Source organism: Paenibacillus sp. VT-400, from assembly GCF_001029205.1.
In the GTDB taxonomy this organism is placed as follows: domain Bacteria; phylum Bacillota; class Bacilli; order Paenibacillales; family Paenibacillaceae; genus Paenibacillus; species Paenibacillus amylolyticus.
On record NZ_LELF01000067.1, the window covers coordinates 2,202,406 to 2,222,426 of the forward strand.

Sequence of the window (20,021 nt, forward strand, 5' to 3'; positions counted from 1 at the left end):
GGTGAGTTTATTGCAGAAAAAGAGTTTTAAAAGCAGACGTACACTTACAATTTTGATTGGTGTGATCGCATTGTTAGCAGGTATATGGGCCATTTTCGAAAATGTATCGACACCCGAGTCTGGGCGTGGCAATACTATTCAAGCAGGTGCAAAAGCCCCTGAGTTCACAGCGGTTAATTCAGCAGGCGAACAGGTCAGCCTGTCCGATTATCGGGGCAAAGCCGTGATGATTAACTTTTGGGCTTCATGGTGCACACCTTGTGTACGGGAGATGCCGCTCGTTCACCAGATTGCTCAGGACTATCAGAATGACGTGGAAACCCTGTTTGTTAACGTGGGGGAATCGAAGGGCACGATTCGTGAGTTTATGGATAAGCAGGCGTTTGATTTTCCGGTGATCATAGACGTGACGGGCAACATATCAGGTATGTATCGGATTACAGGTTTGCCCGCAACAATGGTCATTGATAGGGATGGGGAGTTCCGTCACATACTGCTCGGTGAACTGACCGAAGATATACCATTGCAGCAATGGCTGGAAGAGAGTATCTAGTCGTAAGCGTTGGGTGGTGGTGAGAAAAGGGATAGGAACGCCAAAGATCGCCATGTTACAAGTGAAATGAATGTACGTTAAAAGTAACTACAAAAAGTAGCCATATAAAAAGCCGGACACCCATTTAACGAAGGGGTGTCCGGCTTTACTTTTGAAGTTATGCTGCTTCGCAGCCGATTACAATACAGCAGCTGAAGCGTGATTGTTACGAGCGATTCTGGTTGCGTCAACCATGTTACGCAGAGAAGCTACCGTTTCTTCTTGTCCACGGGTTTTTAATCCGCAGTCCGGGTTAATCCAGAACAGCTTCGGATCAAGAACACGCAGAGCGCGTTCAATCATGCTGCTCATTTCATCCACACTTGGAACCCGTGGACTATGGATATCATATACGCCAAGACCGATACCGAGCTCATACGTATTTTCTTCGAAGCTATGAATCAGTTCACCGTGACTACGGGATGTCTCAATGGAGATAACATCCGCATCCATAGCTTCAATGGAATCAATCATGTCATGGAATTCGCAATAGCACATATGCGTATGGATTTGAGTCGTTTCATGCACCGTGCACGTGGAGATACGGAACGCTTTGACAGCCCAAGCCAGGTAATCGGCTTGTTCATTTTCTTTCAGCGGAAGCCCTTCACGAACAGCCGGCTCGTCAACCTGGATCATACCAATGCCTGCCTGTTCAAGTGCCTCGACTTCCTGTCTCAACGCATACGCCAATTGATAGGCAATCTGCTCACGAGCAATGTCTTCGCGTACGAATGACCAGTTCATGATGGTAATCGGGCCAGTCAACATGCCTTTGACAGGACGCTCTGTCTGCGATTGAGCATATTTCGTTTCTTCCACCGTCATTTCACCCGTAAATGCAACATCACCGAAGATAATAGGTGGCTTCACGCAACGTGAACCATATGATTGTACCCATCCAAACTGTGTAAAGGCAAAGCCGGCCAGTTTCTCGCCAAAGAATTCAACCATGTCAGTACGCTCAAACTCACCATGTACCAATACGTCAATTCCGATCTCTTCCTGAATCTTAATCCAGATATCAATCTGCTCCCGGATGAAGGCAGCATACTGTTCGTTGTTCAACTCACCCTTGCGCCACAACTGACGTGCTTTTCTGACTTCAGCAGATTGAGGGAAACTACCAATCGTTGTTGTCGGGAAGAGTGGCAATTGCCATTTGGCCTGTTGAGCTTCATGACGCTCTGCAAAAGGACGGGAGCGCTCCGGCTGTTGAACACTGATGGAAGCAACGGCTTTCTGTACAGCGGTACGGTTCCGATCTTCGGATTGCTGAAGCGCCAGAAGAGGAAGCTCTGCTTCGTCTATTTTGGCAGTAATCTCTGCACTTGGTGAAGATAAGGCTGTAGTCAAAAGAACAATCTCATCCAGCTTTTCATCTGCAAATGCAAGTGCATTTTTCAGTTCAGATGAAAGTTTTGCCTCACGGTCTGTGGTTACTGGCACATGCAGCAGGCTGCAAGATGATTGCACGATGATACGTTCAGGCGTCACGAACTCAGTTAATTCATTCAGCAAATTCAGTTTTGTCTGAAGGGAAGCTTTCCAGATCCCACGTCCATCAATAATACCTGCACCGAGCACTTTGTCTGCCGGGAAACCGGATGTCCGAATAGATTGTGTGTTACCAGAGAGTCCGTGTACAAAATCAAGTCCTACACCTTGAACTGGCAGTGCAACAATGTCGTTGTAGTTTTCAACAGATTCAAAGTACGTTTGCAGCATGATATTCAGGCCTGGAACGGCTGCTGCAAATGTTTCATATATTTTATTCAGACGCTGTACGTCTTCATCGCTTAATTTGGTTACCAGAATAGGTTCGTCGACCTGCACCCACTGAACGCCTTCGCTCGCAAGTTCCTGAAGCAATTGAGTATAGAGTGGAAGCAAGCGGTCCAACCAAGCGTCTGTCTCGGATTTATCATAGCCTTTGGAGAGCTTCAGGAAGGTTAACGGTCCAACGATAACCGGCTTGCCTTCAATGCCGAGTTTTTCTTTTGCTTCACGATAAGCGAGAAGTGGTTTGTTCTCCGTCAGAGTTGGGGAAGCCCCGTCCAGTTCAGGTACAATGTAGTGATAGTTCGTGTTGAACCATTTTGTCATTTCACTTGCTGCGGCATCTTTTGTTCCTCGTGCAATGCCATAATATACGGACAATGGAACGGAACCACCATCATAAGCAAATCGTTTAGGGATAATGCCAAACATCACAGCCGTATCCAGGATATGATCATAATAGCTAAAGTCATTCACCGGAATGATGTCGATGCCTTTTGCTTGTTGCTTGCGCAAATGATCGATACGAATTTCCTGCAAACGTGCGTGGAATTCTGATTCCTCCAGCTTACCTGCCCAGAACGCTTCCAACGCTTTCTTCCATTCCCGATCAGCACCAATACGCGGATATCCCAATACACTACTTTTTGTCATCGTTTAAAACCCCTCTGCTTTTATGTTACACAAAATTTATCACAGATCCGGAGTTATAATGTAATTCCATTAAATTATACCTAGTTATAGCCTAGGGCTATATCAAAAGGTGCACGCTATATAAGTTGAACTAACGAGTATGTACACTTGCCACTCCGATGACAGAATAACCTTCCAACTCAGCTTAGGATAAATAATAGATAATAATATTTTGTATGCTTTTGCATTCACTCGGGATAATAAATAGTAAAAAGGTGGATGAGTATGGTAATTCAGAAACGTCTTTTTCACTTTATACTTGCAACAACATTAATGATAAATAGTGTTTCCCTACACACAGATGTTACATATGCAGATCCTGAGAGCGTACAGGAAGATGACTATAAGGCAATAGCGCTTACGATGCTCAACCCATACATTGCCCGTGAGATTATCAGCTATTATCAGGAAAATCATAAACCGGTCCCTAGCTACGGTCTATATGATATTCATGTATTGGAACTTAAAAGGCGCACACAAGGTGGTTATAACTTTCGAACAGTTCTGGAAGTCAGAACGTTCTACGGTCCACATAACCCGCCATATGGGAAAGAGATCATTACGTTTGAAATAGACACCGCTAATGTTACAATGGTTAACTATGTTCATACGAATGATTGAAAGGAAGGCGGTACGCATGAACCTGTATCATATCCAGTCGACCGTGCATGGAATCAACAGAGTAACATCATTTCTGGAAGACAATTATATTGGTATTGCTTGGTCAGGTACAGGGGATCTGGAGCAAACGCCCCCGGAGCTATGGAAGGAACTGTTGGTTCAACACTATCCCTTGGATGAAGCAGAATTGGCGAGCACACTCGCGACACTACATATGTTTGTTAACCTCATGCAGGATGGAGATTATGTATTAATTAGCGATGATGAATGGACGTATGTTGGGGATATCGGGGATTATTATTATGACGATTCCGCTGGCACAGAAAACGACTTGATCTGTCACCGTCGGGGAGTTACATGGTTGGGTCGTATTCCTCTCGCTGAGCTGAATGACAAAGTGCAGGCACTGCAAAATGATTCAGCCATCCTTGCGAAGTTTGAGTTTCCCATATCACAAGCACAGCTGGATCGAGGTCTTGCAGTCAGTATAACAGCCGAAGCAACCAACTCTCTCTCAACAGGAGTAGATGAAGCCACGATTCAGACAGCTCTCCAGGTGCTGAGAGAAGCGTTACACAGTGAAGAAGAAGAGTTGCGAATTCGTGCAGCTACAGCCATTTTGCAGTATGCCAAACAATAAATAAACCCATAACTATATAAATTGAACTAAACATTTACACAAAACGGAGAGGACAGAAAGAACCTGAAGAAGCGGAGCGTTCGCCTACAAGCTTTCTGCAAGAAAGTTACATCGGAAGGTTGTTCTGTCATCGGAGTGTCCAGTGTAAATATTCGTTAGTTCATTTTAACTAGCCCTGAGATCTGTTCATTTACATTCCTATGAGTTAGTCCTCCGTGATAACAAACCACAGATGTAATGTCGAGTTCGGTATATTTTTCAATGAGAACTGGGCTGTCTCTATATCCAGTGTAGTTGGTTCATGAATGCCTCCAAGCATGCCGTCTACGCTGTACATTGAATCTCCGGCGATGAGCGTCTTGCTGTCCATCAAATATAGACTGATATGACCTGGCGTATGACCAGGAGTATGAATAACGCGAATTCCACCGCAAAACGGCAGTTCCTGACCATCAGTAACCGTTTCATCTACTTTTCCCATTGGAGGATGCTCAAGGTGACTGTCTTTCAGAAGAGGGAGCTGCCCCTCAATATATGGCTTATCCAGCTCATGCGCATATATCTTGACTTGTGAGCCGCACTCCTGCAGAATCTCGGGAAGACACCCTATATGGTCCACATCCTGATGCGTCAAAATCACTGCTTTAAGTCGGCTGATTGGCACACCAATCTTTTCGAGTGCGATACGCAAATCGTCATATTGTCCAGGGAAACTGGTATCTATTAACACAACCATTTCTTCATCCCATATCAGCACAGGGTGAATTATATTCCCCTCAAAATCAAGCTGAAGCATCGTTATTCCCTTTGAAATTTCCATAATATCAGACCTCCGAGAGTTGAATTTCATATACATCGTTGCTCGTTATATTTCTTATGTAAACGAATAAAGACGGCAATAAGATACGTTCGGGTATTTATAGGGTGTACTTATAAAAATATTCAATGAATGGGGGAATTGACGCTTGCTGTTGGGAATGATAATTTAGATATATCATTTAAACCAATAAGTCCAATAAGATAAAGGGGGTATGTGGAATGACACATATCGTGCATGCAGCAGCTGAAGATATTCGGAGCGAGGATTCGCTACTATTGATCAAGGAACTGAGTGAAGAACTCGGTTTGTTATATGGCGGTGATGGAACTGCGGGATTTCAACTGTCAGACGTTGAGGTGCCCCGTGCGGCTTTTATCGTTGCCAGGATCGACGGGTATCCGGTTGGTTGCGGAGCACTTAGACCCCTTGATGATACATCTGTAGAAGTTAAACGCATGTATACACGCAATGGTTACCGCCGTAAGGGGATTGCCCAGGCTATATTGGCCGAGGCAGAGCGTCTTGCGAACGAACTTGGTTATACCAATCTGAAACTGCAAACAGGTCCCTTGCAACCAGAAGCTGCAGCGCTGTATGAGCGTGTAGGGTATTATCGAATTCCTGTTTTCAGTGGCAATTGGGACAGAGTGTTGGCCTATCAGAAAGATCTGGTACACGAAAAAGTATAATTCTACGAATCACAGCTTTTATTTGCTGAACGGACAGAGGAACACAAGATAAAAGTAAAAAAGTCGCCGATTGGCGACTTTTTGCATTTTAACATACTCCATTTACTCCAATTATCTCATCTGAAAATATAGACAAAAGCGTTCAATCCGTTGCGCTATTATTGATCGAAGGTTCTTGATGTTGGACACCCCATTCGCATAGTCCTTCCAAAACGGGCAATAACGTTTCAGCTTTGGCTGTCAGACGGTACTCGACTTTAGGAGGGACTTGGGGATACTCTTTCCGTTCGACCATACCATCTGCTTCTAATTCTTTGAGTTGTGAACTCAGCGTTTTATACGTGATAGCGCCGATCTGTCTTTTTAGTTCATTGAAACGGACAGGTGGGTTTTCTGCCAGAAGATACAAAATCACCATTTTCCATTTGCCACCAATGACAGACAACGTATATCCAAAAGGGGTATCTTGAATGTTTTTAACTTTACCGTGGTATTCAGCCATACTCATCATTTACACTATCCTTCCGGGTAGTACCTATCATAAAAGACCGTACTATTTATTTGTTTGGGCTCAGTTTATACTAACCTTACTTTGAAGTAAAGGAGATTTACGATGACTCAAAAAACAATACGTCTGCTTATGCCACAATGGCAAGGTGGAGATAATCCTAACTACTCTTTTGGAGCGGAGTTGCTTGCATGGCTCGCACCTGACAATAATCAACCTCTCATTCATGTTCCTGTTGAGGCTTATGATGGAACATCTCTGGTAAGCGAGAACGGGATAAAAGGCAGAACACAGCTACTTCAGCAATTGCATGCTGCCCAGCATATTATTCAAGCTCACCAGCCTGATCGCATTATCATGTTTGGAGGTGACTGTTTGGTTGAACAAGCCCCGTTTGCTTATTTAAATGAACGATATGGCGGAGAACTTGGTTTGATATGGATTGATGCACATGGTGATCTGGTTAGATACGAGGGCTATGAAAACGGTCATACTTTACCGCTCGGAAACCTTCTTGGGGAAGGCGATCCGGAGTTTGCCAAACATGTGAGTGTCCCCTTGAAGCCTGAACATGTCTTCATGGCCGGGTTGACAACCCCCACGGAACAGGAAACCGAAGTGATTCAAAGATTAGGTATCCGAACGGCTGGAACTGAAGAATTAGCCCGTGGCATGGATTCGATTAAGAAGTGGATTAAAGAGACTGGGTTCAAACACCTGGCAATTCATCTTGATCTGGATGTGCTTGATCCCAACATGTTCCGTTCATTGTTATTCGCCAAGCCAGGAGAACCTTATGAGTTTTCACCAGCGGGAACCATGCAAATACCTCACTTGCTTCATCTGATCAAAGAACTGTCTGAAGAAACAGATGTAGTTGGATTAGGAATAACTGAGCATATGCCGTGGGATGCCATTAACTTGAAGAATTTGCTTGGAGAAATACCTATCCTGAACCAGTGATATAGGTTATGAGTCGCCAGAATATATCAGAATACTGATATAAGGAGTCAAAATATAGGAAGATTACAGATAGAAATATCAATATTATTATATGGGTGGTTCGACGAGAATCAGAAATTAAACAAACTGAGGAGAGACACCCAGATGGTCACGTTATTGTTAATCATTATTTATCTCGCATTTATAGGGCTGGGATTACCTGATGCTTTACTTGGCAGTGCCTGGTCCGTTATGAAAAACGATATACATGCGACAACAGAAATGGCTGGTTACATATCGCTAATCATTTCATTTAGTACAGTAGTTTCAAGTCTGTCCGCCAGTCGATTGTTGCACCGGTTCGGAACGGGTAAAGTCACATTATTCAGTATCCTTTCAACAACGATCGCGCTGTTGGGATTCTCATTTTCTGAGAATTTTGTGTTTTTACTGATTCTGGCGATCCCTCTCGGCTTAGGTGCAGGTTCGGTGGATGCGGCACTAAGTAATTATGTAGCCTTGCATTTCAAGGCCAAGCATATGAACTGGTTGCATTGTTTCTGGGGAATTGGCGCAGTGACAGGCCCACTCGTTATGGCATATTGGCTGAATCAAGCAAACAACTGGCGTGCAGGATACGTTACTGTGGCGTTGATTTTGCTTGGGATCGTGGTGGTCTTATTATCAACTTTGTCTCTATGGAAGATTTTTGAGAAGGGAAGAGTAGAGGGTTCAGGCGATGAGAAGAAACGCGTAAGCAACCGTGAGGCCATACGTATCCCCGGCGTGAAAATGTCGATGATTGCGATGCTCTGTTACAACGGTTCCGAAACTGCTGCCGGTCTGTGGATGGCTTCTTTCTTCATTGTTAGCAAAGGAGTTTCTCCAGGTACTGCCGCAGCACTATCCTCTCTATTTTTCATTGGCATTATCTTGGGACGTGTAATCTCAGGTTTTCTTTCGACTCATGTAACCAGCAAAAATCTCATCAGATATGGTGGAATCGTCGGATGCTTCGGATTAGTAATCCTGGTTATGCCGATTCCTTACTGGATTGCCGCAGGGGCTTTATTTATCGTGGGATTGGGCGGAGCACCGATCTATCCGAGTATTGTTCATGCGACACCGGAACGCTTCGGTGAGAAGGCATCCCCAAGTGTAATTGGACTTGAAATGGCCAGTGCCTATACAGGTTCAACACTCATCCCGTTAGGTATGGGACTTATAGCCAGCCAATGGGGAATGTCAATGGTACCCCTGATCCTGCTGATTCTGTTCAGTGTCATGTACGCGGCAACAGAGCTGGTTAACAGAAGCAACAAGGCTACGCGTCTGACCGTCTAGCTCTTGCTATAGGTCATTAAGGTTCTGCCACTATACAACAAAGGAACAACCATCGCTGGTTGTTCCTTTTGGTGTGTGGACTATTTTTTATAAGAAGATCAGTAACAATGTACCTGCGGCAAAACAGTAATACGAAAAGTATTTCAGGTTGCCTTTGGCCATAATGCCCATAAACCATCTCATGGAGAAATACGTGACAAAGAGTGTCGTGATGAATGCGATTAGATAAGGGATAGCCAGTTGTGATCGATTCGGATCATTGGCAATGTCGGATACCCCCATGATAAGTCCGCCAATACTGATGGGAATGTACAGCATAAAGGAGAACTTCAAAGCTGTTTCCTGTTTCATGCCAACAGCGATGGACGCAATTACAGTTGCCCCTGAGCGGCTAATCCCCGGAATAAGAGCGACCGCCTGAGCCAGACCTACCAACAATGCATCTTTCGTAGACAGATCACCGTCTTGCTTGCGACCACGAAGATTACGAATAAGCCACAAGGCAACCCCGGTGATTAATAGCGCGATGGAAACGGTATATACGGATGAGAAGATTTCTTCAATCCGGTCCTTGAACAGGACTGCAACGACAGCAGCAGGGATCGTACCAATAATTATGTATAAGCAAAACATGAAGTCTGCTCGATATTCTTCTTTACGAGTACGCAGGTAACCTAATGCACCAATAATCAACTTTTTGATATCTTCCCGGAAAATAAAAATAATAGCGATAAGTGATGCTGTGTTTGTTAAAATCTCAAATGACAATCCATTCTGCTTGATGCCCATAAGTTTCTGGGCGATGATCAGATGACCGCTTGAGGAGACGGGGATTGGCTCCGTCGCACCTTGAACAATACCTAAAAACAAATACTTTAACCACAATATAATCTCTTCCATGTTGTCCTCCTTGATTACGTTTCATTGGCTTTTCAAAACTCTCTTTTTTAATAAAAAGTGAATGGTTTACTCTATTGATGATAGCTGTTTAACTTGGTGACTTGCAAGTTAGAGTTCATAGAGGGGGTGAAGTAAACATAGCTTGTCAAATCCTGCATAGCATGATATCGTTGATAACGATTATCAATATCAACGAAAAGGTGGGTTTATTTTGCGTAAACAGATAAAATCAATATGGATCATGATGGCACTTATCTTGCTGATTGTACTTAGTGCATGTGGTCAGTCTGCTACGACCAATAGTACAAACGGGGACAGCACGAATGCGGCTACGGAGACAGAAACCAAGACGGACTCGGATTCAGCTTCTTCCGCTGAATCAACGGCAACTGCCGAAGAGGAACTTGTTACATATCAATCGGATGCAGGCGAAGTACAGGTACCGAAGAATCCTAAGCGCATTATTGATTTGACATCATTTTCGACAGGCTACTTTGTTGCCTTGGATGCACCGGTAGTCGGCGCTTTATCAGGAGCGATGAACAACAAATATATCAAGGATCAACTTGCAGCAGCGGGCACCAGTGATCTGGGTCAAGAGCCTACACCAGAGAAACTAATCAGTTTAAAACCTGACTTATTTATCGTGTACACTGGAACAGAGGGCATCGACAAGCTGGAGCAGATTGCGCCTGTTGTACAGATTGCATATGGTAAGCGCAATTTCAAGGATCTAATGCTTGAAATGGGTAAGCTCACCAATAGAGAAGACGCAGCGAAAGCTTGGAATGCTAAATGGGAAGCGAAGATCAACGAACTGAAGCCCAAGGTTCAGGAAGCTGTAGGCGATCGTACCGTTTCCATACTGAATCCATACGCCAAAGGATTATTTGTATTTGGTCATAACTATGGTCGAGGTGGTGAAATTATTTACGGGGAGTTTGATCTCAAGGCACCAGCCAAGGCCCAAGCTGAAGCGATTGACAGCGGAACTGGATGGGCTTCAATCTCCATGGAACTATTACCGGAGTATGCGGGGGATATCATCTTCACCAGCCCGTGGTCGGGAGATACAACCGATCCCAAGATCGTATATGATAATACATTGTGGAAGAACTTGCCTGCGGTGAAGGCAAATTATGTGTTCCAGCTTGATCCGACTTCAGACTCGTACAACGATCCGTTAACGTTGGAAGGTCAGCTTCGATTTATTTCCGATAGCCTGCTTACCGCGAAGTAAGATTAGACTGCATAAATGGTAATACTGGAGCATTTCTAAACGTCGGTACAAGACGGGGAAATGCTCTTCTTATGAGCTTAGGATGTTATATACGTCGAACTTGGATGGGTTTTGACCAATGTAATTAAGCTTGATACAATAGGATAACAGCTGATGAAAATTAAATATCAAGTGGGGTGATCTAGATTGCAGCAAAAGAGTGAACGTTTGAATGTTTGGTTGGCTTTCTCTAACATTCATACCCATCTGAACGAGAAGCTGGAACAAGCTCTGCTTCAACAATATGACTTATCTTTGAAGGAATTTTATGTGTTAAACTTCATATATAATGCGGAGGGTAAGGAATTACGCCTACAGCAACTTCAAGAACTAGTAGGCTTGAGCCAAAGTGCTACTTCCAGGCTCGTCGTTAGGATGGAAGCCAAAGACTGTGGGGCTCTGGAAAGACATGCATGTGAAGATGACCGACGTGGCATTTACACTCGTATTACTGAGCTTGGAGAGAATAAATACAAGAGAGCACTTCAAACGTTTAATCAGGTCTTGCAAACTGAATTGGAACAGGATGGATTTGAGACTCGATTAGAGAACCTCACTAAAGAATTGTTCTAAGGCTAGGGGAAATATAGGGTAATGTAGTCATTTACCCTATAAGAAGACTTGACACTCATTAATATATCCGTTAAATTAAATGCATGCGCATGAATTTAATATGGGTGCGGTGATTTTGTATAAAGGAGGTATTGAACATGAAGGTCTTCGTTGTAGGATCAAATGGACAGATTGGTCAACAGCTTATTCATCTTTTGAAGAATAGTGAAGAACACATCGTTCTTGCCATGGTACGAAAACAAGAACAGGTAGATTCATTTGCAGCACAGGGTGTGGAAACGGTGCTTGCCGACTTGGAAGGTACGGTTGACTCACTTGTAGCTGCAGTAACGGGTTGTGATGCCATTGTATTTGCAGCTGGTTCTGGCGGTACAACGGGATATGATAAAACACTCCTGATTGATCTGGATGGTGCCGGGAAAACCATTGAAGCGGCTCAAAAAGCGGGTATTGATCGATTTATCATGGTGAGTGCGATCCAAGCCAATAATCGTGAGAACTGGCATGATAACATCCTTCCATATTATGCAGCGAAACACTATGCTGATAGATTGCTAGAGATCAGTGGATTAACATATACCATTATACGTCCAGGGATTCTAATGAATGAACCGGGAACAGGTAGAGTTACTGCTGCTGAGAATATTACAACTGGTAACATTGCTCGTGAAGATGTAGCTCATGTGATTTTGGCCAGTTTGAGTGAGAAGAATACCTACAAGCGTTCATTTGATCTAATCGCTGGTGAGGATACAATATCTGAGGCATTGAGTGGGCTTTGATCCAAAACAAAATTTTCGACGATATCTGATGAGTTAAGAGAGGGCTATACAATGATTATGTTGATGCTTTTGACCTTCATATTAGGTATCTTCATCGTTGTACGTCAATTTTGGCCAGTGCGCAATCTTGAATATATAGATTATCAAGTATTTCTCAGACAAGAGCGTGATTTTCGGCAGTATAAAGTGATTGATATTCGAGATGCGACGGATTATATGGCTAATCCTACTCCGGATACGATTAACATCTCATTGGGGCGTCTTGCTTTCACATGGGAAAAATACCTTCTTCGAGAAGATAACGTAATTATAATGTCACCTGGTATGCTTCAATCCAAAAAGGCTGTTCGTATTTTGCGAAAGCATGGATTTGAATGTATTTATGTAATGAAGTAAAAGATAAATGTGAGATCTAAATCATACGAGTTATTAATTGTAGGCATTAATTTGATGCTTGCGCATGCATTTTTATTATTCATGATTCATGATGAAAAGGGGAGTTTTATTTTGATGACAGATTTGTTTAGTCCATATTCTTTTAAAAGCCTGGAGCTTAATAACCGTGTTGTAATGGCTCCAATGTGCCAATATTCAGTTGAGCAAAAAGATGGTATTGCAACAGATTGGCATTATATGCACTACGTAAGTCGTGCCGTGGGAGGAACAGGTCTCATTATCATTGAAATGACAGATGTGGAGCCGGATGGCCGAATCTCAGATTATGATCTTGGGTTATGGTCAGATGAACAGATCCCGGCTCTGAAGCGGATCGTAGATGCGTGTCACAGTTATGGTGCCAAGGTTGGCATTCAGATTGCTCATGCGGGCCGCAAAGCAGAAGATGCTGAGGTTCCAGTTGCTCCATCCGCGATCGCCTTTGATGAGAATTCCAAGCAACCTCGAGCGCTTACAACGGACGAAGTAAAAGGAATGGTTGAAAAATTCCGGAGTGCTGTAGCTCGTGCTGTGAAAGCTGGTTTTGATGCGATTGAGCTTCATGGCGCACATGGATATCTGATTCATCAGTTCCATTCTCCACTAACAAACAAGCGAGAAGACGAATATGGTCAAGATTTAACTTTATTTGGCCGGGAGATCATTCAGGCTGCAAAGGCAGAGATGCCCGAAGATATGCCTTTGATGATGCGTATTTCGGCTAAGGAATACGTGGAAGGTGGCTATGGCATTAACGAAAGTTCCGAGTTTGCCAAGGCTTATAAAGAGGCAGGTGTTGACGTATTTGACATCTCATCTGGTGGCGAGGGACCTATTGGTGCATCGGGCAGACCAGGAACTCACGCAGCTTATCAAGTACCTCTCGCTAAAGCAATCAAAGAAGCTCTTGATGTGCCTGTGATTGCTGTTGGAAGGCTGGACGACCCGAAATTGGCAAATGCAGTCATCGGAAATGAAGAAGCTGATCTCGTTGCAGTCGGAAGAGGGTTGTTAAGAAATCCTTACTGGGCCTTGGAAGCTGCGTCTGCTTTGCGCAAGACAACGGACGTTCCAAAACAATATACGAATGGTTTTTAATGTATTAATAATTTAACGATTAAATGATCTTCATTAATACAGAAATAAGAAAGGACTCCTCTAATAAAACAGAAGGAGTCCTTTTTGAGGTTAAACTATACAAGGTAAAGGAACGATATTAGCCAGTAACCAGTCAAGAGATGGTAGTTGGCTCATCGCTTCCGCCTCTCAAGCGTTTAATATCTTCTCTGGGCGGAAATCCGAACATGCGAGAATATTCACGGCTGAATTGGGAAGGGCTCTCGTAACCTACCTGAAATGCTACATCTGCTGCATCGGTGGACTTGGATAATAACAAGCGGCGCGCTTCTTGCAGCCTAAGTTGTTTTTGAAACTGAATCGGACTCATGGCAGTCACTTCTTTAAAGTGTCTGTGCAGTGAGGCAGTACTCATATTTGCCAAATCCGCCAATTCCTCAACCCGAAAATTTTGCTCAGAATGATTCATAATATATTCAATAACGTCTCTGATTCGATAGGTATGGCTGCCCTCCATGGTAGCTTGTTCCAGGGCAGTCCCATGTGGACCTTTCAGAACTTTATAGAGAATTTCCTTTTTGAACAAAGGAGCGAGTAGTGGGATATCTTCCGAATGATCTTTCAACAAACGGGCTAACCTGACGACCGCATCCAGCAGAGACGACTCAGCTTGGCTGACAAACATCGCACGTCTCGTTGTTTTCCGCGGTCTTGCTGGGAAATCGGAATGGTTCAATACCTCCAGAATCTCACTGGATGTGAATTCAAGTTTCAGGGCCAGATAGGGAGCCTCAGACGAGGCTTGAATCACTTGTCCACTAACCGGCAAGTCAACGGTTGCCACGATATAACTTCCTGGACCATACCGGAAACGATCCTGTCCCAGCAGGACCTCTTTTTCACCCTGAACGATAATGCAAAAGGATGGTTCATTCACTCTAAATATAGGTTCAGTAACGACCGATTCACGGATTAGAAATAATGAAGGGATTACCGTAGGATGCACCCCGTCCTTGTCAGAAAAACGGTCAATGAGTGTGGCTAATTCGTTCTGTTGTTCATGTATTTGATCAGACATGCAAAGTTCTCCTTTTTCCTCACAACATAATAATCACATTCTATCGTATATTGACCGAAGGCGGTAGAAAACGGATAGGAATAGGCAAACATTTGATGTGAATGGATAAGACATTCTGATTGCTGGTTACATAATCACAAGTACACAGGTCATGATATACAACAAGTACAGAAGATATACACTTACGGTTCAGCTAATACATGATAAGATAAGAATGAAAAGGGTATCTGCATCTTTTATTTACTGATCGTTCCCGATGTGTTAGATTGATTTTGGGAGGGAAGTCGAATGGCTAGAAGTAAAGAGTTTGAAGTGAATGAAGTATTGGATAAAGCAATGAAGATCTTCTGGGAACAAGGTTACGAGAAAACGTCGATGAGTGACCTGGTTGAGCATATGGGAATTCATCGCAGAAGTATATATGATACATTTGACGACAAACATTCGCTGTTTTTGCAGGCAATGGATCGTTACAGAGGTAAGGTCAGCACCACATTACTTGCAGAAATCAAGGCATCCAAGACGGCAGTGGAAGCACTGCATAAAATCTTCGAAGTTATGATCAGTGAAGCAGAGGATACGCCATCGGGATGCTTGATCGTGAACTCCGCCGTAGAGCTTGGTACACGCGATCCGGACGTGGATACACGATCTCTTGATTCATTTAATGAAGCAGAGCAAATGTTTGAGCAAATCATTCAATGGGGGCAGCGGGAGGGAGAATTCTCTTCTGATCATGATGCGAAGGAAATGGCAGAGTACCTGCACAATATTTCTGTCGGCATCAGAGCCATGGCAAGAACCTCGACGGAAAAAGAAAAACTAAACCGTATTATCCATGTAACGATGAAACTTTTGGAAAAATGATGAGTAGAGACATACCCAAAAAAGTAGCTTGAAATCCGTTAGAGGACTTCAAGCTACTTTTTTGTGCGCTAATTTTAGAAAATAGAAAGTATGAACCATTAATTGGTGATGGCATTTTCCATCGGTTTAATTTTGTGAATCTCTTCGGTCCCAGCCTCCAAAGCTGTTTCGTAGTAGGAGCGTTTGTGCTCGATGACTTCCATGGTTCTTCTTAGTTCCTCCATTTGTGCTTCCACAATAGCTTTTCGCTCCGTAAACATGTCATATCTTTGCTTCAGCGAGGAGTCCCCCTCAGAGCACCATTCAATAAAGTCCTTAATGTCTTTAATAGGCATGCCGGTCAGCTTCAGACATTGGATGATCTTTAGAAAGTCAATGTCGGAGTCTTTGAACAAACGTGTTCCACTCGTGGTACGTTCCACAAAAGGCATGAGTCCTTCCTTGTCGTAGTAACGCAATGTATATACCGTAAGGTCTAATTTTTTGGCAACTTCACCGATTGAATAGGTCATTTTCATAAAATTCCTTTCTACTGGGGGTAGACTTCGAGTTAACTCTAGGATGATCCGAGTGAATTCTACCATGTTGGATTACTGGATGTCAAAGTACGTTGGAGATAAAAAAATAAGATAAACATTTGACCTAGAGTTAACTAGAGGGAGTAAGATTATTTTGAACTTTAAATTACTAGGAGGTTATCCCATTGATTATAGCTAAAGCCAGAGCCGTTGACGGACCAGACCAACAATTCAGAAGTGCTGAAATTAAACGACGTGATCTGGATACTAATGATGTATTAATTGAGATTAAATATGCTGGTATCTGCCATTCTGACATCCATACTGCCCACGGTGAATGGGGCCCTGTGAATTATCCACTTGTTCCTGGACACGAGATTGCCGGGATTGTAACCGATGTAGGAACAGGGGTCTCCAAATATAAAGTCGGTGATCGAGTAGGAGTCGGATGTATGGTTGACTCTTGTGGCGAGTGTGATAACTGCCGCAAAGGTGAAGAGCAATACTGTCTCAAAGGAAATATTCCTACTTACGCTGGTGTAGACAAATACGGTGAGCCTACGCAAGGTGGATATTCAACTCACATTGTTGTCGTAGAGGATTTCATCGTGCGCATCCCTGATAACATTGCACTTGATGCTGCTGCACCTTTGCTGTGTGCCGGTATTACGACGTATTCACCACTTCATCACTGGGGAGCTGGCCCAGGTAAGAAGGTTGCCGTTGTAGGTATGGGTGGTCTAGGTCATATGGCTGTCAAAATTGCACATGCGATGGGTGCGGAAGTAACGGTTCTCTCCCAATCCTTGAGCAAAAAAGAAGATGGACTACAATTTGGTGCAGATCACTACTTTGCCACCAGCGAGCCGGAAACATTCGAGAAACTTGCAGGCACATTTGATCTGATGATTAACACGGTAAGTGCGAATATTGACATTAACGCTTATTTCTCACTGCTCACACTGGATGGTACACTCGTGAACGTGGGTGCTCCTGCAGAGCCTTTAGCTGTTAACGTATTCTCACTCATCGGCCATCGCCGTTCATTCGCGGGTTCCATGATTGGTGGCATTCGTGAGACACAGGAAATGCTTGATTTCTGTGCAGAACATGATATTGCACCTAACATTGAGGTCATCTCCGCCGATCAGATTGACGAAGCATACAAACGTGTATTGGCTTCCGACGTGAAATATCGCTTTGTTATTGATATCAGCACTATGTAAGTGTGAACTGTGCAATAGTGATAGTTAAAGATAGAAAAAAAGCAGCTGCCGCCAAGGTCAGCTGCTTTTTGCTTTTCAGTTTGTTAATTGCTGATCATTCTACAACCCGTGCTTTTTTCGCAACGAACAGAAGATACCTGCGTCTAATAACTAGTGAAGTAAACATGAAAGGAGTGGAATGAGAAAGATGACAGTATCATTTTCACATCAGCCTGAAGGGTACGAATGTCCATTTTGTCGTATTTGGGGTATCGAGCGACCTGATCAGGGAACAAAACAAAGGGATATCATCTATCAGAATGAAATGGTAACGGCATTTATAGCGGGCAAATGGTGGCCAAACAATAAAGGACATGTTCTTATTGTTCCGAATCAACATTTCGAGAACATCTTTGAACTCCCTGCGGATTACGCTGTTGAAATTCACCGTGCGGCTCAGCTTACGGCATTTGCAATGAAAAGTACATATGGATGTGATGGGATTTCGACACGGCAACATAATGAACCTGCTGGCAATCAAGACGTCTGGCATTATCATCTCCATGTTTACCCTAGATACGTAAATGATCAACTTTATCTGACAAACGGTTCGCAGTCCGATCCAGATGAACGCGCTTTCTATGCGGATAAGTTGCGTTCTTGGATAAAGGAAAACATTTAAGGTCTAGAAGGAGATGAATTTGAGACCCTATGTTATATTTGATCAGAAGTAAGCTACATTAGGATATTCTTTGTAACGAAAAAATCATAAGATAAGAGAAGGGCTGTGCCAGTATTGAAAGGTAAGATATCTAAAAGGTTGATAGCAATTTTCGTAGTTTTCACATTGTATTTAGCCAGTACAAATCAGATGTACGCAGAATTCACCGAATTAAGCTTAGAGGAGCACGGAGGGCTACAGCAGGAATGGGTACATACTTTTCCTAAAGAAATTGATTATCTGAGCTTTGAACTAGGTTACACTCCACAAGACCATATTAATCGTCTTGCTCAGCTTGTTATGTTAAACCCCGCCACTGTGTCTGGTAATAACTTCAGCCTATATACGATAAATATTAAGACAGGGAAACTTGCCTGGACGTATGACATCAAAAATAAAGTGAAAAACTTTTATCCGTTGAATCATACATGGTTTTATAACGAGAGCGGTAATATATTTTATCAGTATTCTACAAATCACGGGAAAACGTTCAACATTCTTAGTTTGGATGCAAAAGGAAAGCGTTTATTCGAAAAGAAGGATTTAAGTTTCTCAAATATCTATCCGTATAAAAATGGAATTGTTCTGCAACAAACGGATAGTCTTAAAAATCAATCCCGTTTTATCACACTAAATTCCAAAGGAATAACGACAAGCGAGACTGTGTTAGGTTATAAAACTGAAGTACTGACTTCTGGTTATGTACTCCATTTTGTAGGTGAGAATAAAATCGAGGTTTTTAAAGATGTAACCTCTTTGAAAAAGCCGTTATTTACGATTAACTCCAAAAAGTTTGGTGGTTTCTACGTTGCGGGTTATCATCAACTAAATGGCGGTACACTAATTGTAGAATATGCAAGATCCAATTCATATGGTGGACAGAAATTAATGGCCTATGGAGTTAATGGTAAACTCAAATGGGACACCGTGCTTGATAGAAACATGAATATTTCTATGCATTCAACCGGAAGTAAACTATTAATTGATAACCAATCTGAACACATTATCACTTTATATGATCATAACTTCAAAAAGCTGTTTTCTCGTACGTATGAAGGAGAGCTTAATTTTAATGGTTTAATGAGATCCTATCGAAACGATAGCTATATTGAGTATACTAGTTTTGGGACCATTGATGAAAAATGGGAGAGAGGTATACCTTAATGAAAGATAATGGAGACATTATACTTAGTAAATACTTTGTTTTAGATGATGTGCATAAGAGTAACTTTGCATATGACTCGTCCGAAAATGTGGTCTATCGCACCGTGATTAGCGACCACCGATATAATCTGATTAAATACAAGGTAACTAAATAATAGTTGGAGTGCCGTTGATAACAACAATCAACGGCTTTTTATATTCTATGAAGGTTCAATATATTTGGAAGCAGGTTTGCAATCCAATCTTAAATTTCTTAAACTGTTGTATACAACGTAAAAAACGCCTATTAAAGAGAACTTTGTTGTTACAAATTCTTTTTGCATTAAAACAACCGATAAGGGTTTTTGAATTTGATATTCATGATAGAATGAGTTTGAATTGGACAATATAAGTAGTATATTTCATGATATAGGGGGGAACTAATGGAGACCTTTGCAGAATTTATAGCACGCATCGATAACCCGGAACACCAGGCACGAACGGAAGAAGTTTTGAACTGGGTCACTGAAAAATTCCCGAATTTAAAACAAAAAATAGCCTGGAATCAACCGATGTTTACCGACCATGAGACCTTTATTATTGGCTTTAGTGTATCCAAGCAACACTTGGCTGTTGCTCCCGAGAAGGCAGGAATTAATCGTTTTTCGGAAGAGATCACACAGGCGGGTTATGATCACACCAAAGAGTTGGTGCGGATGAAGTGGAAACAGGAGATTGATTTTTCGTTACTTGAGAGAATGATTGAGTTCAATATAGCGGATAAGGCAGAATGTTCAACATTCTGGCGTAAATAA

At 42.7% G+C, this 20,021-nt stretch carries 22 protein-coding genes and 1 pseudogene; 17 read left to right on the forward strand and 6 right to left on the reverse strand.

The genetic code is table 11. The features are described 5' to 3' along the window. Position 1: 1 nt before the first annotated feature. A complete protein-coding gene (locus EL84_RS20465) occupies positions 2-553 on the forward strand; it encodes a TlpA family protein disulfide reductase (RefSeq protein ID WP_235193812.1) in 552 nt (183 codons plus the stop codon). 177 nt (positions 554-730) lie between these two features. On the opposite strand, the gene metE is transcribed toward EL84_RS20465, so the two are convergent. Continuing rightward, on the reverse strand, positions 731-3,025 hold the full coding sequence (metE, locus tag EL84_RS20470) for a 5-methyltetrahydropteroyltriglutamate--homocysteine S-methyltransferase (protein WP_047842897.1): 2,295 nt from the start codon (positions 3,023-3,025) through the stop codon (positions 731-733). Positions 3,026-3,289: 264 nt separating this feature from the next. Here metE and EL84_RS30915 point away from each other — a divergent pair, with 264 nt between their 5' ends. Together EL84_RS30915 and EL84_RS20480 are read left to right on the forward strand one after the other, a co-directional pair. Beyond that, positions 3,290-3,685, forward strand: a complete 396-nt coding sequence (locus tag EL84_RS30915) for a DUF3888 domain-containing protein (protein ID WP_053061549.1) — start codon at positions 3,290-3,292, stop codon at positions 3,683-3,685. 16 nt (positions 3,686-3,701) lie between these two features. Next, complete coding sequence (locus EL84_RS20480; protein ID WP_047842898.1) at positions 3,702-4,325, forward strand: hypothetical protein; 624 nt, start codon at positions 3,702-3,704, stop codon at positions 4,323-4,325. A 155-nt stretch (positions 4,326-4,480) separates the two neighbouring features. On the opposite strand, the pseudogene EL84_RS20485 reads toward EL84_RS20480, so the two are convergent. Then, a pseudogene (locus EL84_RS20485) lies at positions 4,481-5,145 on the reverse strand (MBL fold metallo-hydrolase). Positions 5,146-5,363: 218 nt separating this feature from the next. On the opposite strand from EL84_RS20485, the gene EL84_RS20490 reads away from it, so the two are divergent. Beyond that, entirely contained in the window at positions 5,364-5,834 is a 471-nt protein-coding gene (locus EL84_RS20490; protein WP_047842899.1) for a GNAT family N-acetyltransferase, read from the forward strand. A gap of 142 nt (positions 5,835-5,976) precedes the next feature. Here EL84_RS20490 and EL84_RS20495 read toward each other — a convergent pair whose 3' ends face one another. After that, positions 5,977-6,342: a winged helix-turn-helix transcriptional regulator gene (locus tag EL84_RS20495; protein WP_036608870.1), complete on the reverse strand. Its 366-nt coding sequence runs from the start codon at positions 6,340-6,342 to the stop codon at positions 5,977-5,979. Between the two features lie 105 nt (positions 6,343-6,447). Here EL84_RS20495 and EL84_RS20500 point away from each other — a divergent pair, with 105 nt between their 5' ends. Next, positions 6,448-7,305, forward strand: a complete 858-nt coding sequence (locus tag EL84_RS20500) for an arginase family protein (RefSeq protein ID WP_047842900.1) — start codon at positions 6,448-6,450, stop codon at positions 7,303-7,305. Positions 7,306-7,449: 144 nt separating this feature from the next. Then, on the forward strand, positions 7,450-8,628 hold the full coding sequence (locus EL84_RS20505; RefSeq protein ID WP_047842901.1) for an MFS transporter: 1,179 nt from the start codon (positions 7,450-7,452) through the stop codon (positions 8,626-8,628). Between the two features lie 87 nt (positions 8,629-8,715). Here the strand turns inward: EL84_RS20505 and EL84_RS20510 are convergent, their stop codons facing one another. After that, a complete protein-coding gene (locus EL84_RS20510; protein ID WP_036608062.1) occupies positions 8,716-9,528 on the reverse strand; it encodes an undecaprenyl-diphosphate phosphatase in 813 nt (270 codons plus the stop codon). Positions 9,529-9,739: 211 nt separating this feature from the next. Here EL84_RS20510 and EL84_RS20515 point away from each other — a divergent pair, with 211 nt between their 5' ends. The 5 genes from EL84_RS20515 to EL84_RS20535 all read left to right on the forward strand — a co-directional run bounded on the left by EL84_RS20515 (position 9,740) and on the right by EL84_RS20535 (position 13,695). Further along, on the forward strand, positions 9,740-10,768 hold the full coding sequence (locus EL84_RS20515; RefSeq protein ID WP_053061550.1) for an ABC transporter substrate-binding protein: 1,029 nt from the start codon (positions 9,740-9,742) through the stop codon (positions 10,766-10,768). Between the two features lie 186 nt (positions 10,769-10,954). Next, complete coding sequence (locus EL84_RS20520; protein ID WP_036608058.1) at positions 10,955-11,380, forward strand: MarR family winged helix-turn-helix transcriptional regulator; 426 nt, start codon at positions 10,955-10,957, stop codon at positions 11,378-11,380. A 137-nt stretch (positions 11,381-11,517) separates the two neighbouring features. Next, positions 11,518-12,162, forward strand: coding sequence for an SDR family oxidoreductase (locus EL84_RS20525; protein ID WP_047842902.1), 645 nt, complete (start codon positions 11,518-11,520; stop codon positions 12,160-12,162). A gap of 51 nt (positions 12,163-12,213) precedes the next feature. Beyond that, positions 12,214-12,558, forward strand: a complete 345-nt coding sequence (locus tag EL84_RS20530; RefSeq protein WP_047842903.1) for a rhodanese-like domain-containing protein — start codon at positions 12,214-12,216, stop codon at positions 12,556-12,558. 114 nt (positions 12,559-12,672) lie between these two features. Then, positions 12,673-13,695 carry an NADH:flavin oxidoreductase/NADH oxidase gene (locus tag EL84_RS20535; RefSeq protein WP_047842904.1) on the forward strand — a complete coding sequence of 341 codons (1,023 nt, stop codon included), beginning with the start codon at positions 12,673-12,675 and terminating at the stop codon, positions 13,693-13,695. Between the two features lie 133 nt (positions 13,696-13,828). Here EL84_RS20535 and EL84_RS20540 read toward each other — a convergent pair whose 3' ends face one another. Beyond that, complete coding sequence (locus EL84_RS20540; RefSeq protein WP_036670867.1) at positions 13,829-14,752, reverse strand: AraC family transcriptional regulator; 924 nt, start codon at positions 14,750-14,752, stop codon at positions 13,829-13,831. Between the two features lie 288 nt (positions 14,753-15,040). Here EL84_RS20540 and EL84_RS20545 point away from each other — a divergent pair, with 288 nt between their 5' ends. Continuing rightward, on the forward strand, positions 15,041-15,619 hold the full coding sequence (locus EL84_RS20545) for a TetR/AcrR family transcriptional regulator (protein ID WP_047842905.1): 579 nt from the start codon (positions 15,041-15,043) through the stop codon (positions 15,617-15,619). 98 nt (positions 15,620-15,717) lie between these two features. Here the strand turns inward: EL84_RS20545 and EL84_RS20550 are convergent, their stop codons facing one another. Beyond that, positions 15,718-16,131: a MerR family transcriptional regulator gene (locus tag EL84_RS20550; RefSeq protein WP_017688550.1), complete on the reverse strand. Its 414-nt coding sequence runs from the start codon at positions 16,129-16,131 to the stop codon at positions 15,718-15,720. A 191-nt stretch (positions 16,132-16,322) separates the two neighbouring features. Between EL84_RS20550 and EL84_RS20555 the strand changes: the two genes are divergently transcribed. The 5 genes from EL84_RS20555 (at position 16,323) to EL84_RS20570 (ending at position 20,021) form a co-directional block, all read left to right on the forward strand. After that, positions 16,323-17,363 (forward strand): NAD(P)-dependent alcohol dehydrogenase, encoded by a 1,041-nt coding sequence (locus tag EL84_RS20555; RefSeq protein ID WP_047842906.1) that lies wholly within the window; start codon positions 16,323-16,325, stop codon positions 17,361-17,363. A gap of 187 nt (positions 17,364-17,550) precedes the next feature. After that, positions 17,551-18,024, forward strand: a complete 474-nt coding sequence (locus tag EL84_RS20560; protein WP_047842907.1) for an HIT family protein — start codon at positions 17,551-17,553, stop codon at positions 18,022-18,024. Between the two features lie 105 nt (positions 18,025-18,129). After that, positions 18,130-19,227, forward strand: a complete 1,098-nt coding sequence (locus EL84_RS20565; RefSeq protein ID WP_152683046.1) for a hypothetical protein — start codon at positions 18,130-18,132, stop codon at positions 19,225-19,227. Further along, the gene (locus EL84_RS32045; protein WP_161799440.1) at positions 19,227-19,382 is read left to right on the forward strand and encodes a hypothetical protein; all 156 of its coding nucleotides are present in this window, start codon (positions 19,227-19,229) and stop codon (positions 19,380-19,382) included. The genes EL84_RS20565 and EL84_RS32045 overlap by 1 nt, the downstream gene beginning before the upstream one ends. A 267-nt stretch (positions 19,383-19,649) precedes the next feature. After that, the gene (locus EL84_RS20570) at positions 19,650-20,021 is read left to right on the forward strand and encodes an iron chaperone (protein WP_047842909.1); all 372 of its coding nucleotides are present in this window, start codon (positions 19,650-19,652) and stop codon (positions 20,019-20,021) included.

What these genes read in the sequence shown, in the direction of transcription:
- EL84_RS20505 (WP_047842901.1), top strand. Translation starts at nt 7,450, where the DNA reads ATGGTCACGTTATTGTTAATCATTATTTATCTCGCATTTATAGGGCTG.
- EL84_RS20480 (WP_047842898.1), top strand. Translation starts at nt 3,702, where the DNA reads ATGAACCTGTATCATATCCAGTCGACCGTGCATGGAATCAACAGAGTA.
- EL84_RS20495 (WP_036608870.1), bottom strand. Translation starts at nt 6,342, where the DNA reads ATGAGTATGGCTGAATACCACGGTAAAGTTAAAAACATTCAAGATACC.
- EL84_RS20535 (WP_047842904.1), top strand. Translation starts at nt 12,673, where the DNA reads ATGACAGATTTGTTTAGTCCATATTCTTTTAAAAGCCTGGAGCTTAAT.
- EL84_RS20500 (WP_047842900.1), top strand. Translation starts at nt 6,448, where the DNA reads ATGACTCAAAAAACAATACGTCTGCTTATGCCACAATGGCAAGGTGGA.
- EL84_RS20570 (WP_047842909.1), top strand. Translation starts at nt 19,650, where the DNA reads ATGGAGACCTTTGCAGAATTTATAGCACGCATCGATAACCCGGAACAC.
- EL84_RS20525 (WP_047842902.1), top strand. Translation starts at nt 11,518, where the DNA reads ATGAAGGTCTTCGTTGTAGGATCAAATGGACAGATTGGTCAACAGCTT.
- metE (WP_047842897.1), bottom strand. Translation starts at nt 3,025, where the DNA reads ATGACAAAAAGTAGTGTATTGGGATATCCGCGTATTGGTGCTGATCGG.
- EL84_RS20510 (WP_036608062.1), bottom strand. Translation starts at nt 9,528, where the DNA reads ATGGAAGAGATTATATTGTGGTTAAAGTATTTGTTTTTAGGTATTGTT.
- EL84_RS20545 (WP_047842905.1), top strand. Translation starts at nt 15,041, where the DNA reads ATGGCTAGAAGTAAAGAGTTTGAAGTGAATGAAGTATTGGATAAAGCA.
- EL84_RS30915 (WP_053061549.1), top strand. Translation starts at nt 3,290, where the DNA reads ATGGTAATTCAGAAACGTCTTTTTCACTTTATACTTGCAACAACATTA.
- EL84_RS20530 (WP_047842903.1), top strand. Translation starts at nt 12,214, where the DNA reads ATGATTATGTTGATGCTTTTGACCTTCATATTAGGTATCTTCATCGTT.
- EL84_RS20490 (WP_047842899.1), top strand. Translation starts at nt 5,364, where the DNA reads ATGACACATATCGTGCATGCAGCAGCTGAAGATATTCGGAGCGAGGAT.
- EL84_RS20550 (WP_017688550.1), bottom strand. Translation starts at nt 16,131, where the DNA reads ATGACCTATTCAATCGGTGAAGTTGCCAAAAAATTAGACCTTACGGTA.
- EL84_RS32045 (WP_161799440.1), top strand. Translation starts at nt 19,227, where the DNA reads ATGAAAGATAATGGAGACATTATACTTAGTAAATACTTTGTTTTAGAT.
- EL84_RS20560 (WP_047842907.1), top strand. Translation starts at nt 17,551, where the DNA reads ATGACAGTATCATTTTCACATCAGCCTGAAGGGTACGAATGTCCATTT.
- EL84_RS20540 (WP_036670867.1), bottom strand. Translation starts at nt 14,752, where the DNA reads ATGTCTGATCAAATACATGAACAACAGAACGAATTAGCCACACTCATT.